The sequence below is a fragment of the Azospirillaceae bacterium genome (assembly GCA_028283825.1).
GTDB lineage: Bacteria > Pseudomonadota > Alphaproteobacteria > Azospirillales > Azospirillaceae > Nitrospirillum.
In genome coordinates this window covers 447,298-461,043 of the sequence record JAPWJW010000004.1, presented here as the reverse complement: position 1 = coordinate 461,043, position 13,746 = coordinate 447,298, and the positions used below count along the sequence as shown (strand labels likewise).

Below are 13,746 nucleotides of genomic sequence, written 5' to 3'. Positions count from 1 at the left end.
GGTCAGAAGTCCGCCGACAGGGTGGCGCCGTAGGTGCGGGGGGCGCCCAGATATTCCGACAGCACGCCGGCGGTGGACGGCGTCTGCAGATAATCCCGGTCCAGCAGGTTCTTGCCCCACAGCGTCAGGCGGTAATGGCGGTCCGGCGTCTGGAAGGTCAGGCTGGCGTTGACCAGGTAGTAGACCGGCACGAACAGCTGCGGGCTTTTGGTGGCGCCGGTGTAATAGTCGTCCATCCACGAATAACTGAGGTTGCCGCCGACGTAGCCCAGGGTGCCCACCGCCGTCTCATAATTGGCGGTCAGCGCCAGCTTGTGCTTGGGCGAGGAGCCCAGCGGATGGCCGGTGTTGTTCACCACCCGGGCGATGAAGAAATCATCATAGGCGGTGTCCAGGTAGGAATAGGCGGCGGTCAGGTCCAAGCCCTGGAGGGGGTGGAAACCCAGTTCCAGTTCCGCCCCCTGCGACGTCGCCTTGGCGGCGTTCAGGATGGTGCCGATGCCGGTGACGGTGTTCTGCACGTATTCCTGCTTGTCCCGGTAATCCAGGTGGAACAGCGCCAGGTTGGCGGTCAGGCGCTGGTCCCACCAGCTGGTCTTGGCGCCCACCTCATAATTCGTCACCTTTTCAGGATTGAAGGGGGTGGCGATGGCGGCCAGCGTGGTCGCCTCCGTATTGTAGCCGCCGGAGGTGAAGCCCTTGGCCATGCTGGCGTACAGCATGTAATCCGGCGTCGGCTGCCACGACAGCACGGCGCGGGGCGTGAACTGCGCCCAGGCGCTGTTGAGGTCACCGGTGCTGAAGCCCAGGGCCGGTGTCAGGTAGTTGGTGCGGATCAGGTCGCCCTGCTTCTCATCCAGGGTGTAGCGGCCGCCCAGGGTCAGCTTGACATCCGCCGGCAGGTTGACGGTGCCGTCCAGGAAACCGGAGATGCTGTTGGTGCCCACCGACTGGTTGGCCAGGGTGTTGGCGGTCAGCGCACCGGTGCGCGCCGCGTAGTTGCGCACGCCCAGCTGCCGGGTCGCGTCCTCGTTCAGGTAATAGACGCCGGCGACGAAGTGGCCCAGATCCCATTCCGGGCTGGTGTAGCGCACCTCTTCGGAGAAATCCTTCACGTTGTCGGCATCGTCGTTCATCTGCTGGCTGCCGGTCGTCAGGAAGGCGTAGTTGGTGCCGGTGGACGAATAGCGCTCCACCGCGCGCGACAGGCGGTAGGCGGTGATGGCGGTGACCGTGCCCTGGCCCACATCAATGTCGGTGGTGTTGGCGAAGCCCGCCATGTGGCGGGTGAAACTCTGCGGGAAGCCCAGTTCGGAGGTGCGCGGGTTGCCGTCATCACCGCCGCCCAGGGACGACAGGGTGCGCCCACCGTTGTGGTCGTCGCTGTAGTCCAGGGTGAACAGGGTGTCGACCCGGCCGGCGCGGGCGCGCAGCTGGCCGCGCAAATTGGTGTTGTCCAGATCGTCCTCCGGCCGGCCGGTCAGCCGATCCTGGCCGTAACCGTCATGGCTGTGGCGGGAGACCACCAGCTTGGCCGCCACGTCGTCACTGATGGGGCCGCTGACCAACGCGTTGACGTCGAAGGCGTTGTAGTTGCCGTAGCCGATGGAGCCCGCGACCTCCGGCGTGGTGAAGGATGGCTTGCGGGTGTTCAGCAGGATGGCGCCGCCGGTGACATTGCGGCCGAACAGCGTGCCCTGTGGCCCGCGCAGAACCTGCACGGAATCCAGATCGAACAGATCGAACATGGCGGCCGAGCTGCGGGTGATGAACACGTCGTCCAGCACCACCGCCACCGGGCGGTTCACCCCGATCTGGGTGAAGGTGTTGCTGGCGCCGCGGATGGCGATGGTCGGGCTGCTGTAGCTGAAGGAGGAGACCAGCAGGCCCGGTGTGACCCGCGACACGTCCTGCAGGTTGGTGATGCGCTGGTCGCGCAGCGTCTTGGCCGGCAGGGCGGTCACCGCCACCGGCACGTCCTGCAAATTTTCCGCCCGCCGCTGGGCGGTGACGACGATTTCCGACAGGTCCGCCGCCGCCAGTTGGACCTCAGGCTGCGAGCCGCCAGCCGCCGCGTGCGGCACCATCTTGCGCACCACCAGGCCGCCGCCGGCGTCCGGCACGGCCTCAAGCCCGCTGCCGGCCAGCAAGCGGGCCACGGCGTCGCGCACGGTCATCGGGCCGCTGAGCGCCGGGGCGATGCGGCCGGCCACCATGTCGGGCGTGAACAGGATGTTGGTGTCGGTCTGGCGCGACACCGCCTCCAGCGAGGCGGCCAGCGCCTGCGACGGCAGCTGGATTTGCGCGATGGCACCGGTCTGCGCGGCGGCACCGCCGGCGATCCCCGCCCCCATCAGCAGCGCCAGCGCCGTACCCACGACCAGGGCGCGACGCAAACGGGATCCGACCGCCCGACTTTCTTGTTTGAAACCCATGATATCCCCCGAGATGACGGGCGCTGCCCCGCAGCCCCTTCCCGTCGACGCGGGCGCCGGGATTTACCTCATCCCTTTTTCGGGGATTTTTTGGAATTTCATGAATATGTCACGGGGTGAGCATCAAGCCGTCGCCGCCCCGCCCCCCACTGGCCACGACATGCAGCGACAGCAGCGTCCCGACGGAATGGGCGAAGGCGGCGTTGTCGCCCACGCGGTAGGTGCCGCTGACCCGCAAGCCCGCCGCCTGGGGTGACACCGTCAGCTTGACCGGGCTGTAGCGGTTCATCTCCGCCGCCGCCGCCGCCAGGGTGTCACCGCGGAACACGGCACGGCCGCTTTGCCAGGCGGTGGCGTCGGCCACGTTGGGCTGGTCGACCTCGTTTCCGGCCTGCAACGCCACCAACTGCTGCCCACCGGCCAGGGTGACCGGGGCGGCGACCTGCCCCAGCACCCGGGCACCGCCCGCCACCAGGGTGACGGTGACGATGTCGTCATCCCGGCGGACGTCGAACTGGGCCGCACCGGGGTCGGTCTCGATATGGCGGTCGGCGGCGTCCACCAGGTAAGGGCCGCCGGTCGTCGGCCACCGCGAAGCTGGCGCGCCCGCGCACCAGGGCCACGCGCCGCGCCCGGTCGCTGAGACGCACCCGGATCTCACTGTCGGTATCCAGGATGACGCGGGTGCCGTCGGCCAGCGACAGCCGGCGTTGCTCCCCCACCGCCGTGCTGTAGACGGTGGCGCCCGCCCGCTGCCAGAAGCCCACACCGCCCAGGCCCAGCGCCAGGGCGCCGGCGACGCCGGCCAACACCAGGCGGCGGCTGGGCCGGGCGGCCGGCGTGGCGCCACCCGAAAGGGCCGCACGCTCGGCATGAAGGCCGCCAGCCACGTCCCAGACGGCGGTCATGTGCTCAAACGCGGCGGCGTGCGCGGGGTCAGCGTCGCACCAGGCGCGGAAGGCGGCCAACGCCGCCTCCGTCCGGTCGGGCCCGCGCAGCCGCGCCATCCAGGCGGCGGCCTCGACATCGGCGGCAGTATGGGGAGCCGCATCCTGAATATCTGCCCGGGCCACCTGTCTCACCAACCCTTCGTCCACGCCGCCAGCGCCAGGGCCGCCTTGGCGATGTGTTTCTCCACGGCACTCTGGCTGATGCCCAGCCGCGCCGCGATCTCATGGTATTTCAGGCCGTCCAGGCGGTGCATCAGGAAAATCTCCCGCGTGCGCGGCGGCAGTTGGGCAATGCTCTGGCGCACCCGGTCCAGCCGCTGGCGGGCGGCGTAGACCTCATCCTGCAAGGGGGCCTCGTCCGCCAGGGACGGGCCCAGATCGGCATCGCCCAACGGCAGGGACGCCTGGCGCTGCACCCGGCGGTGTTCGTCCAGCGCGCTGTTGGCGGCGGCGCGCACCAGGAAGGCCTCAGGGTTCCGCACCGGTTCGCGCGCCCGATAGGCCTCAAGCTTCATGAAGGCGGTATGCAGATGGTCGTCCACGTCCTGCGACCCGGTCAGGCGGGTCAGCTGGCGGCGCAAACGCGCCCACAGGCCAGGGCTGGCCAGTCGATCTGCCATCAAGGGATCGTCCATGCGCGGGCTCCGTCCGGAAAGAGGGGTCCACCATAACCGAAGGGCGGGGCGCCCGGAAGACGGCGCGGCCCAGCGCTTCAGACAATTAAATTGGGTTTCATCTAACTGAAAAATTATTTAGTCGCCTTGGCCGCCCAAGCATCTACTTAATATCCATGTAGTTCTTACCCATAAGTATCGTTGACAAAAAAGACGACCACCGAAGATGGCACGTCGATAGAGGAAACTTACCCAGTACAGGATGTCGCGGACGATTGCTTCGTCGTCGATATCTTCTTTAAAGAAGAGTTAACAACTCTTTTAGAATGCCTGAAAATTTTTGTGCACCGCAACAGGTCAATACGCCTGATGGGGCCGTTATTTCGCGGTCGCAGCAGGACTTGTCGCGGCTCCTGGCCCGATCGGCCAGGCGAAAACGCACGCCCATGTAACCGGATAGGGCACCGCCGGCGCGTTGGCCGCGCGGGCGGTGCCCAGGGAGTTGACTTACCCATGAACCGACACGATGTCCGCCGGCGCCCCAAATGGCGCCGCGGCTTGGCCATGACGGCCGCCTGCGGCCTGCTGGCCCTCGCCAGCCAGCCAGCCTGGGCCAATGACGCGGATGAACTACGCCAGCTGCGCGCCCAGATGAAGCAGGCGCAGGAGCAGATGGCCGCCCAGTCCAAGGCCATGCAGGCGATGCAGGACCGGCTGAACACGCTGGAAACGCAGCAGACGCAGACCACCAGCCTAAGCACGGCCACCGCCGCCGCGACCGCCCAGACGGCGCAGCAGGCGGCCGATCGCGCACAATCCGCCCAGGTGGCGGCCGACGCGGCGCAGAAGGCGGCCTACGACATGGCCCATTCCACCAAGCCGCCGGGCGACGGCAGCCTGAGCTATTACGGCATCACGCTGTACGGCACGGTGGACGTGGGCTTCGGCTATCAGTCCCACGGCGCGCCGCTGAGCCAGTACTGGCCGGACGCCGTGAACTACCTGGTCAGCAAGAACGGCAACAAGGGCACCGCCACCTTCACCTCCAACGGCCTCAGCCAGTCCAAGATCGGCCTGAAGGGGTCGGAGGAGATCGCCGACGGCTGGTCGGCGGTGTTCAAGCTGGAAACCGGCTTCAACCCGCAATCGGGCCAATTGGCCGACGGCCCCGGATCGATCGCCGCCAACAACGGCCTGGCGACCACCAAGCAGACCGGCTATGGCGACAGCAGCCACGCCGGCCAGGCCTTCAACCGCGCCGCCTACGCCGGCGTCAGTTCACCGGTGTGGGGCACGCTGACCGTGGGCCGCCAGAACTCCCTGGTCGCCGACAACGTCTTCGCCTATGACCCCCAGGGCGCCTCGTACGCCTTCTCGGTCATCGGTTTTTCCGGCGTGGCCGGCGGTGGCGGCGACACGGAAGACTTCCGCCTGGACAACGCCGTCAAATACACCAACAAGATCGGTCCGGTGCGCGTCGGCGCCCTCTACCAGTTCGGTGAGGACAACGGCGGCATGCACGGCAACGCGCTGGAATTCGATGTCGGCAGCGACATCGGCGGCCTGTCGTTCGACGCCGCCTTCGCCCACAAGCAGAACGCGGTGTCGGTCGGCCCGCTGACGGCGGCGCAGGTCACCCAGGTGCAGGCGCTGGGCTACAGCCCGCGCACCTCGCTGGCCGGCACCATCTCGGACAACGACGCCTACAGCCTGATGGCCTCATACACGCTGGACCGCGACCTGAAGTTCTTCGCGGGTTATGAGTACATCGACTATTCCAACCCGTCGGTGCCCTTGCAGGCGGGCACCACCGACATCGGCGGCTATACCCTGGCCATCGTCAACAACACGGCCTTCCCGCACGACAAGATCCTGCAGGTGGTGTGGGGTGGGGCCAAGTACGCCGTGACCTCCAAGGTCGATCTGACGGGCGCCTATTACCATTACGGGCAGAACAGCTATGGCGCCAAAAGCTGTTCGGACACCAGTGCCGCCACCTGTTCCGGCACGCTGAACGCCTGGTCGATGGTGGCGGATTATCGCTTCGCCAAGCGGTTCGACGCCTATCTGGGCTTCATGTACTCACAGGTCAGCGGGGGCCAGGCCGCCGGCTACCTGTACAACAACGACTTCGCGCCCACCACCGGCGTACGCTTTAATTTCTGATACGTGTGGCCTTTGATCTTGACGGATCAAAGGCCCCCTCAGGCGCCGGGCGCCAGCATCCGCTGGCTGGGCTTCCTCGCATTTCAGTCCGCCTTCGGCTCCCCGAAATGCTCCGGCGGCTGCGGTCGCAGCCTATTGAGGCACAAGACGGAATCCTGTGCGGTTGGTATGAAAACGGAAGGCGCGGGCGGTCCCCATGGGGCCGCCCGCGTCCTTTTCCGGGTCAGCCCCGGCCGGCGCCGCGCACGGCCTGGACCGGGTGGTCGTTCACCAGGGCGTCGGCGTGGTCCAGCAGGTGCTGGCGGATCTGCCGCCCGTCCAGCGGCGCACCGGCCAGGCTGTGGCTGTCGAAGATGGTGCGGTCGGTCGCGGCGCGCGACAGGGCGTGGGCCCACAGATAGAATTCCCCGCCCTTCTCCTCCTGCATGATGTCGTCCAGGCCGGCGCCCAGGCGCTGCATTTCCGCCGGGCTCAGTTCCGCCACGAAGACGATGAAGCGGCGCACCGCCTCGTCCGTTTCGCGGTTGATGCGCAGGATATGGCGGATGCCCTGTTCCATCAGCGCGTTGATGCTGGTGCCGTCCAGTGCGGCGCGGATCTTGATCTGGCGCAGCAGGTCGGGTTCCAGGCGGAAGGTGGTCATGACCCGTTGGTCCTTGGCCTTGGGCGTGGCTTTCTCCGTCATGGTCGATCTCCTCTTCGGGGCTGGCCCCCATCAAGCTTTCATGATGGCAGGGCGTACGTGAAAAAGGCCCGGCCCCCCTGGGGGAACCGGGCCGGCGGTGCTTAGAACGGGTAGAAACGGAACGCGGTGTAGAGCACGGTGTCGTCGGTGCTTGGGGCTGCCGCCGATACCCTGGAACACGTCGCGCTTCAGGTATTCGGCCTGCATGCCGAACTGCATCGTGCCCATGTTGCCGTGGTAGAACTTCCACCAGTAGCCGGCGGTGATTTCACGGACCGAGCGGGTGTTGCCGGTGCAGGTGAGCGAGGAGTTCTCGCTGTAGCAGCCGGTGTTGACCGACAGCGGGTTGCCGTAGCCGTAGGCCTTGCCGTTGACGATGTAGGCCTTGCTGTCGTCCTGTTCCAGCCCGTAGTAGGCGTACAGGTCCCAATCCGACGACGGATGGGCGACCAGGCCGGCCATGGCCATCACCTCGGTGATGGGCGCCAGGTGGCCGTAGGGCGACACCGCCACGTCGGGCAGGCTGGACGAGCCGTAGCGGCCCACACCCTGGCCGGCCAGGACGTTGGCCTGGAAGTCCAGGTACTTCGCCACCACCGGCAGCACGGCCGCCGCACCGATGCCGTAGCCGGTCTCGGTATAGTTCTCGCCACCCACGCGGCTCTGGAACTCACGCGCCAGGCCGAACAGTTCATAGTGGCCGTAGCCCGGATCCGCCGCGAACTTCACCACCAGGTCGGGGGCGATGTCGGTGGAGTAGTTGGCGGTGGCGTTCAGCAGCGAACCGCCGGTGTTGGTGTAGCTGGCGGAGACCAGCGAGGTGGAACCGGTGATGGAAGCCTGCGGGCTTTCCAGCGCCACGCCCAGGAAGTACTTGTTGTCCCAATCCTTGACGACGCGGACACCCCAGTTGCGGGTCCAATCGAAGCCCACGGCGTACTGGGCGTCGGGGCCCATGGGCAGGATTTCGTTGCGCGAACCCATGCCGGACTTGGTCGGGGTGACCAGGCTGAACGACTGACCGGCCAGCAGGTGCCAGCCGGCATCCTTCCAGTCGGCCGTCATGAAGGCCTGGCGCAGGCGCGGCGTGTAGCTGTTGCTCTGCCCGCTGTTGGAACTGGTGCCGACGCCCAGGAAGTCGGACTCGAAATAGGCGCCCAGGTGCGCGTCGCCGGCGTCGCTTTCGGCCAGCATGGTCACGCGGCTCTGACGCGCCGTGCCGCGGAATTCACCGCGATCGTAGTTGGAAGAGTTCTTCAGCGGGATGGCAGCGTAGGGGGTCGCCACGTCCGAAGTCATGTTGCGCGAGCGGTAGATGCTGGCCGCTTCCAGGAAGCCGCCGAACGTCAGCTTCACGCCCTTGCCCAGGCGGATGCTGTTGTCGTTCGGGTCGGTGACCTTGGGCTGCTGGGCCGCGATCTGCGTGGCGGCCACGGCGGCCTTCTCGGCCGCGGCCTCGGACGCCACCACCGCCTTGACGTTGGCGTCCTGCTGGTTGGCCATCGCCGACAGCTGGGTCTGCAGCGCCTGGATCTGCTTGTTCAGGGCATCGATCTGCGCCTGGGTCGCCACGATCTGCGCCGGGGTGGCGGCAGCTTCGGTGGTCTTCTTGTGCTTAGAGGTCGTGGTCGCGGCATCATCGGCGAAAGCCGGCGAAGCCAGGCCAAGGAAAGCGCCGCAAGCGGCGACCGTCAGGGCGATACGCGAGGCCGAAAGACCAGCCTGGCGTTTATTGTGCGAAATGGTCATTCGACCTTTCGTTCCTTCAACAGACATTACGACAACTCCCACCATCATTGGCTTCTTAATCCGCCCCCGCCGGGACGGTCGGCCTTTCTAATCAGTTCTCTGCTGAAGAAATATGACGGTCGACTAAAGGATCTTTTAGGTAATTAAATCGGATTTTAATTTCGTGCTCTGATCACACTTAACTCTAACATTCATGCTGTCCTGATATCCATTTACAGCGATAGCGCGATATAGTGCTATATTACTTGCGACAACAAGACGCACGCCCCGGTCTCCGGCCTTGCGGGGGAGCTGCCGGTACCGGGGCGGGTCTCCAGCGCCCGGCCGGCAGGGGGGATGAAGGGGGCTCCCCTGCCAGTCCGGGGCCTTTCCGGTGGATCCCGTTAAGCGGGACGAAGGATCCGCCGGAACCGGGACCGCCAATCAGTTGATGGGCAGCATGGTCTGGGTCATGGCCGCGTCCAGGTTGGCGACGCAGCGGGAATGCTCACCCGAACCGGGGGTGAAGCCGACCTCGGCACAGGCGCGGTTCTCCTGCGCTAGGCGGATGGTGCCGTAGGTCTGGCCGGCGCAGGCGGCCAGGCTGCCGCCGATGCCGGCGACCAGGGTGATGGCGGCCAGGGCGGCGGCCATGCGCGGGGTGATGGCCAAATGGGCGAAAGACAGGCGCTTCATGATCTTAGTTCCCCCCGGTGATGGCGATGGGGCCGGCATCGACCGAGGCGACATGGGCCGGGTGGCTGGCGCCCAGGACCTTGTTGCGATAGTCCAGGACACAGGTGGCGTAGTCGGCGGTGTCGGCCTTCAGGCCCTTCTGGCTGCAGGCGGACTGACCGGCCAGGTCGGCGCTGGCCTCGGACCGGTTGTCGGCGGCCTCGGTCAGGGACGCGGTCAGGCTGTCCACGCAGGCCGCATAATCGGTGTTGGGCGCCGTCAGGCCCATGGTGTCGCGGCAAACGCGCTTCACCGTGTCAACCTGTGTGGCCGGGATGGTCGCGGCGTGGGTAACGCCAGCAGCGGCCAGCAGAACAAGGGCTAAGGCGCCCCCGCTGATCTGCCATTTACCGAGAACTGACTTCATTGTTCGCTCCATGCGTCAAACGATGACTGATGAATTGAAGATGAGTCCTTGTGAGTCACGGAGCAATTAAAGGCTAGTTTATTTATTAAATCTAATTTCATGATAATCACTGATCGATATGACAGGAAACACATGCGCGCGCGTAGAAGAACATGGCTACGATTATTTTAAGCCGAACGCCTTCTCAAGGTGCGACAACCTGTCCACCAGCGTGCGACAAAATAGACCGTAGGACCGTAATTTATCCGATATCGTGATATCTTGAATTCACAACCACCGGTCATGGGATTTCCGATGGCGGATCCGGTACCATGGCGGGCGTATAGTCAGAATTATAATTTTTTTTAAAAATACGGCCGCCATTTTAATTGGCGATCCCACGTAAAGAGGCGGATGGTGGGGCCGTACTTTTCGACCGTCACGGACCTGTAACCAAACCGTCTCGACCCCAGCGGCGCCGCCGCATTCCGCCCTATCCCGTTTGGCAATTGTCACCGATCCGCACTTGGCGGATTGTCGGGTTTCGACCCTTGGAGACAGTGGACCGCGCGGGATGAGCATCGAGATTAGCGACGATCTAGGATGGCCCCCGGTGAGCGTCAGAGCCCACATCCTTTTGGTTGAGGACGATCAGGAAACCGCGGAGGAGATCATCCGCGACCTGTCCGACCGCGGTTACATGATCAGCCACGCCGACAACGGCCGCCTGGGCCTGGAACGGGCCCGCGAAGGCCGTTTCGACCTGCTGATCCTGGACCGCATGCTGCCGGAACTGGACGGCCTGGCCGTCATCGGCCAATTGCGGGCCGAGGATTTCCGCGTGCCGGTCCTGTTCCTGAGCGCGCTGAACGACGTGGATGAGCGGGTGCGCGGCCTGAAGGCCGGCGGTGACGATTACCTGACCAAGCCCTTCATCCTGACCGAACTGGCCGCCCGGGTGGAGGCGCTGCTGCGCCGTCCGGCGGAAATCCGCACCACCCGCCTGCGCGTGGGCCCGCTGGAGCTGGACCTGATCAGCCGTGAGGCCAGCCGCGACGGCCGGCCGGTGGAACTGCTGCCGCGCGAGTTCAAGCTGCTGGAATATCTGATGCGCCACCCGGCCCAGGTGATCACCCGGGCCATGCTGCTGGAAGACGTGTGGAACTATCGCTTCTCGCCGCAGACCAACCTGGTGGACGTCCATATCGGCAAGCTGCGCCGCAAGGTGGATGCGCCCGGCGACTATCCCATGATCTACAACATCCGCAATGTGGGGTTCGTCCTTCGTGAACCCCAATGAGATTGTCCGCACCTCCAGCTTCCGGCTGGCGTTGCTGTTCGCCTGTTTCTTCGCCGGTTCGTCCCTGCTGCTGTTCAGCTTCATCTACTGGCGGGCCACGGTCTTCGAGACCCACCGCATCGACGGCCTGATCACCGACGACGCCCGCGTCCTGGCCGGTGAAACCCAGGACGCCATCCTGGCCCTGATCAACACCCACGTGACGGGCGATTTCCACCGCGTGGGTTACGCGGCGTTGTTCAAGCCCAACGGGGACCGCATCGCCGGCAACCTGGAAAAGGTGCCGGAGGATCTGCCGGTGGACGGCCAGGTGCACGTGGTCATGGCCGCCCGCCTGGACCTGCCCGCCATGGGCGAGACGGAGGTGCGGCTGGCGGCCCTGCACATTCCCAACGGCAACGTCCTGGTGATCGGCCGCAACGGCCAGTACATGGTCATCCTGCGCGAAGTGGTGATGGACGCCCTGGCCCTGGGTGCCGTCCCCGCCATCATCCTGGCGCTGGTCGCCGGCATGTTCCTGGCATGGCGCACGCAGCAGCGCCTGAAGGCGGTGCACCGGGCGGCCGAACGCATCATGGGCGGCCAGATGCAGGAACGCCTGCCCATCGCCGGCCTGGGGCCGCGCGACGAACTGGACCGCCTGTCCATGCTGTTCAACGGCATCCTGGATGAGACGGAACGCCTGGTGGGGGAGATCAAGGCCACGGGCGATGAGATCGCCCACGATTTGCGCACGCCGCTGACCCGCGTGCGCGCCCGGCTGGAACGCACCCTGAAGGGCGACATGGGTGCCGCCGAGACCCGCGACACCGTGGACAAGGCCATCGGCGGCCTGGACCAGGCCCTGGCCATCATCACCGCCCTGCTGCGCATCCGGGGCCTGGAGAACAGCACCCGCCGGACCGGTTTCGCCACCGTCGACCCGGCGGAGATCATCCTGCTGATCGAAGAGCTCTACCAGCCCATCGCCGAGACCAAGGACATCACCTTCACCGCCACGGTGGGCCCGGTGCCGCCCCTGAACGCCGACCGCGACCTGTTGATGGAGGCGGTGGGCAACCTGGTGGACAACGCCCTGAAGTTCACGCCCCAGGGCGGCCGCGTGGATTTGAGCCTGGGCCTGCGCGAGGGCGACGGCGCCCCCATCATCCGCATCGCCGACAGCGGCCCCGGCATCGCGGAAGAGGAACGCGACCTGGTGTTCTCGCGCTTCTACCGGTCCGACCGCACCCGCCACCTGGACGGCACCGGCCTGGGCCTGAGCCTGGTGGCCGCCATCGCCCGCCTGCACGGCCTGCGGGCGCAGATCGGCGACAACAAGCCGGGCTGCGTGGTGGAACTGGTGGCGGAAGGTACGACGCTAATAACGGCCAAGACCTGATCTGTATGGTGCATGGAACGCGCCCTAAAGATGTCGGCTGAAATCCATGCGTTCGTGCAGCACACGCACAATCAGGATGCCATCGACCGTCTGTTTGTAGAAAACGATGTGAGCGGCGCTTTCAATGCGCAGATAGCCGGATCGAATATCCCCGGCGTTCCGACCAAGATTCGGAAACTCGGCCAAGCGTAGAAACAACTCATGCAGGCCGCCGATATATCGCTCGGCCTGCACTGGCCCCCACTGCGCCAATGATGTGCGCGCGATCTGGACCAGATCGCTGTCCGCCCTTTTTGAGAGGGCGTATTCAGTCATTCCCGGACTTCACCGCAGCCCAGATATCCTGGACATTGCGGTCGCTGATTCCGCTTTCTTCCCCTTCGATCAGCGCCGCGCGCAAAGTCGCCAGCTGGGCCTCATGCTCTTCCAGCAGACGCAACCCTGCGCGCATCACGTCACTGGCATTGCTGTAGCGCCCCTGGGCGACTTGGTTTTCCACGAAACGGGTGAAATGGTCGCCGAGGCTGACCGATGTGTTTTTTCCGGACATGCCATACCTCCGGCCTCAAGAATGCCTAAGACAAAATACCAAAGATTGGTATGTGCGCCAAGCCTGTGTTACCCGCGACACCATCCCCGTTGCCAGCAGGCGGACGGCAAGCCAAGGTGGCCGGATCAAGAAGGCCGCGCCGGACCAAGGCGGCGGCGCCAGGAACAGGGCATCCATGATCACCATCTTCCCGCATATCCTGTCGGACCATGAGATCGGCCAGCTGCTGACGGGCCTGCGCGGCACCCCCTTCGCCGATGGCGCCGCCACGGCGGGGGAGCAGATCCGGCAGGTGAAGAAGAACCTGCAACTGCAGGCCGGCATGCCGGGCCATGAGGCCGCCTTCCGCCAGGTGGTGCGGGGGATCGAGCGGTGCGAGGCCTTCCGCCAGGCGCTGTTCCCCCTGTTCATGGCGCCCCTGGCCTTCAACCGCTATGACGAAGGCATGGAGTACGGCACCCACAACGACATGCCGGTGATCTTCACCCCTGACCGGGGTGCGGTCCGGGCCGACATCTCCTTCACCCTGTTCCTGTGCGACCCCGCCAGTTACGACGGCGGCGAACTGGTCATCGACCTGGGCGGGCATGAGCAGGCGTTCAAGCCGGCGGCCGGTTCCCTGCTGGCCTACCCGTCGGGCACCCTGCACCGCGTGGCCAAGGTGACGCGGGGCAGCCGCCTGGCGGCGGTCGGCTGGCTGCAAAGCATGATCCGCAACACGGAACACCGGTCCATGCTGTACGACCTGGCCAAGACCCGCACCCATCTGTTCGAGCGCGAGGGCAAGAGCGCGCAATTCGACGCCGTCGCCCGCGTCTACGCCAACCTGGTGCGGGAATGGACGGAGGTGTGAGAC

Annotated in this window: 14 protein-coding genes; 4 read left to right on the top strand and 10 right to left on the bottom strand. The window is 65.7% G+C overall.

The window, feature by feature from the left end; translation table 11 throughout:
• Positions 1-2: 2 nt before the first annotated feature.
• The 4 genes from PW843_26185 to PW843_26170 all read right to left on the bottom strand — a co-directional run bounded on the left by PW843_26185 (position 3) and on the right by PW843_26170 (position 4,005).
• The gene (locus PW843_26185; GenBank protein ID MDE1150058.1) at positions 3-2,435 is read right to left on the bottom strand and encodes a TonB-dependent receptor; all 2,433 of its coding nucleotides are present in this window, start codon (positions 2,433-2,435) and stop codon (positions 3-5) included.
• 109 nt (positions 2,436-2,544) lie between these two features.
• Positions 2,545-2,997, bottom strand: a complete 453-nt coding sequence (locus tag PW843_26180; protein ID MDE1150057.1) for a hypothetical protein — start codon at positions 2,995-2,997, stop codon at positions 2,545-2,547.
• The gene (locus tag PW843_26175) at positions 2,930-3,517 is read right to left on the bottom strand and encodes a DUF4880 domain-containing protein (protein ID MDE1150056.1); all 588 of its coding nucleotides are present in this window, start codon (positions 3,515-3,517) and stop codon (positions 2,930-2,932) included. The genes PW843_26180 and PW843_26175 overlap by 68 nt, the downstream gene beginning before the upstream one ends.
• Positions 3,514-4,005 carry a sigma-70 family RNA polymerase sigma factor gene (locus tag PW843_26170; protein MDE1150055.1) on the bottom strand — a complete coding sequence of 164 codons (492 nt, stop codon included), beginning with the start codon at positions 4,003-4,005 and terminating at the stop codon, positions 3,514-3,516. The genes PW843_26175 and PW843_26170 overlap by 4 nt, the downstream gene beginning before the upstream one ends.
• Positions 4,006-4,512: 507 nt before the next feature.
• On the opposite strand from PW843_26170, the gene PW843_26165 reads away from it, so the two are divergent.
• Positions 4,513-6,165: a porin gene (locus PW843_26165; GenBank protein MDE1150054.1), complete on the top strand. Its 1,653-nt coding sequence runs from the start codon at positions 4,513-4,515 to the stop codon at positions 6,163-6,165.
• A gap of 223 nt (positions 6,166-6,388) precedes the next feature.
• Here PW843_26165 and PW843_26160 read toward each other — a convergent pair whose 3' ends face one another.
• From PW843_26160 to PW843_26145, 4 genes are all read right to left on the bottom strand, one after another.
• Positions 6,389-6,850: a hypothetical protein gene (locus PW843_26160; protein ID MDE1150053.1), complete on the bottom strand. Its 462-nt coding sequence runs from the start codon at positions 6,848-6,850 to the stop codon at positions 6,389-6,391.
• Between the two features lie 30 nt (positions 6,851-6,880).
• Complete coding sequence (locus PW843_26155; GenBank protein ID MDE1150052.1) at positions 6,881-8,599, bottom strand: hypothetical protein; 1,719 nt, start codon at positions 8,597-8,599, stop codon at positions 6,881-6,883.
• A 423-nt stretch (positions 8,600-9,022) separates the two neighbouring features.
• Positions 9,023-9,274 (bottom strand): hypothetical protein, encoded by a 252-nt coding sequence (locus PW843_26150; GenBank protein ID MDE1150051.1) that lies wholly within the window; start codon positions 9,272-9,274, stop codon positions 9,023-9,025.
• Between the two features lie 4 nt (positions 9,275-9,278).
• A complete protein-coding gene (locus PW843_26145) occupies positions 9,279-9,680 on the bottom strand; it encodes a hypothetical protein (GenBank protein ID MDE1150050.1) in 402 nt (133 codons plus the stop codon).
• 592 nt (positions 9,681-10,272) lie between these two features.
• Here PW843_26145 and PW843_26140 point away from each other — a divergent pair.
• On the top strand, positions 10,273-10,959 hold the full coding sequence (locus tag PW843_26140; GenBank protein MDE1150049.1) for a response regulator transcription factor: 687 nt from the start codon (positions 10,273-10,275) through the stop codon (positions 10,957-10,959).
• The gene (locus PW843_26135) at positions 10,946-12,340 is read left to right on the top strand and encodes a HAMP domain-containing sensor histidine kinase (GenBank protein ID MDE1150048.1); all 1,395 of its coding nucleotides are present in this window, start codon (positions 10,946-10,948) and stop codon (positions 12,338-12,340) included. Before PW843_26140 ends, PW843_26135 begins: the two co-directional genes overlap by 14 nt.
• Positions 12,341-12,364: 24 nt before the next feature.
• Here the strand turns inward: PW843_26135 and PW843_26130 are convergent, their stop codons facing one another.
• The gene (locus PW843_26130) at positions 12,365-12,655 is read right to left on the bottom strand and encodes a type II toxin-antitoxin system RelE/ParE family toxin (GenBank protein ID MDE1150047.1); all 291 of its coding nucleotides are present in this window, start codon (positions 12,653-12,655) and stop codon (positions 12,365-12,367) included.
• On the bottom strand, positions 12,648-12,890 hold the full coding sequence (locus PW843_26125; protein MDE1150046.1) for a type II toxin-antitoxin system ParD family antitoxin: 243 nt from the start codon (positions 12,888-12,890) through the stop codon (positions 12,648-12,650). Before PW843_26125 ends, PW843_26130 begins: the two co-directional genes overlap by 8 nt.
• A 175-nt stretch (positions 12,891-13,065) precedes the next feature.
• Here PW843_26125 and PW843_26120 point away from each other — a divergent pair, with 175 nt between their 5' ends.
• Positions 13,066-13,743, top strand: a complete 678-nt coding sequence (locus tag PW843_26120) for a Fe2+-dependent dioxygenase (GenBank protein ID MDE1150045.1) — start codon at positions 13,066-13,068, stop codon at positions 13,741-13,743.
• Positions 13,744-13,746 lie beyond the last annotated feature (3 nt).

Excerpts from the sequence above, each read along its gene's own strand:
- PW843_26185 (MDE1150058.1), bottom strand. The coding sequence starts at position 2,435 with ATGGGTTTCAAACAAGAAAGTCGGGCGGTCGGATCCCGTTTGCGTCGC.
- PW843_26170 (MDE1150055.1), bottom strand. The coding sequence starts at position 4,005 with ATGGCAGATCGACTGGCCAGCCCTGGCCTGTGGGCGCGTTTGCGCCGC.
- PW843_26165 (MDE1150054.1), top strand. The coding sequence starts at position 4,513 with ATGAACCGACACGATGTCCGCCGGCGCCCCAAATGGCGCCGCGGCTTG.
- PW843_26160 (MDE1150053.1), bottom strand. The coding sequence starts at position 6,850 with ATGACGGAGAAAGCCACGCCCAAGGCCAAGGACCAACGGGTCATGACC.
- PW843_26155 (MDE1150052.1), bottom strand. The coding sequence starts at position 8,599 with ATGACCATTTCGCACAATAAACGCCAGGCTGGTCTTTCGGCCTCGCGT.
- PW843_26150 (MDE1150051.1), bottom strand. The coding sequence starts at position 9,274 with ATGAAGCGCCTGTCTTTCGCCCATTTGGCCATCACCCCGCGCATGGCC.
- PW843_26145 (MDE1150050.1), bottom strand. The coding sequence starts at position 9,680 with ATGAAGTCAGTTCTCGGTAAATGGCAGATCAGCGGGGGCGCCTTAGCC.
- PW843_26130 (MDE1150047.1), bottom strand. The coding sequence starts at position 12,655 with ATGACTGAATACGCCCTCTCAAAAAGGGCGGACAGCGATCTGGTCCAG.
- PW843_26125 (MDE1150046.1), bottom strand. The coding sequence starts at position 12,890 with ATGTCCGGAAAAAACACATCGGTCAGCCTCGGCGACCATTTCACCCGT.
- PW843_26120 (MDE1150045.1), top strand. The coding sequence starts at position 13,066 with ATGATCACCATCTTCCCGCATATCCTGTCGGACCATGAGATCGGCCAG.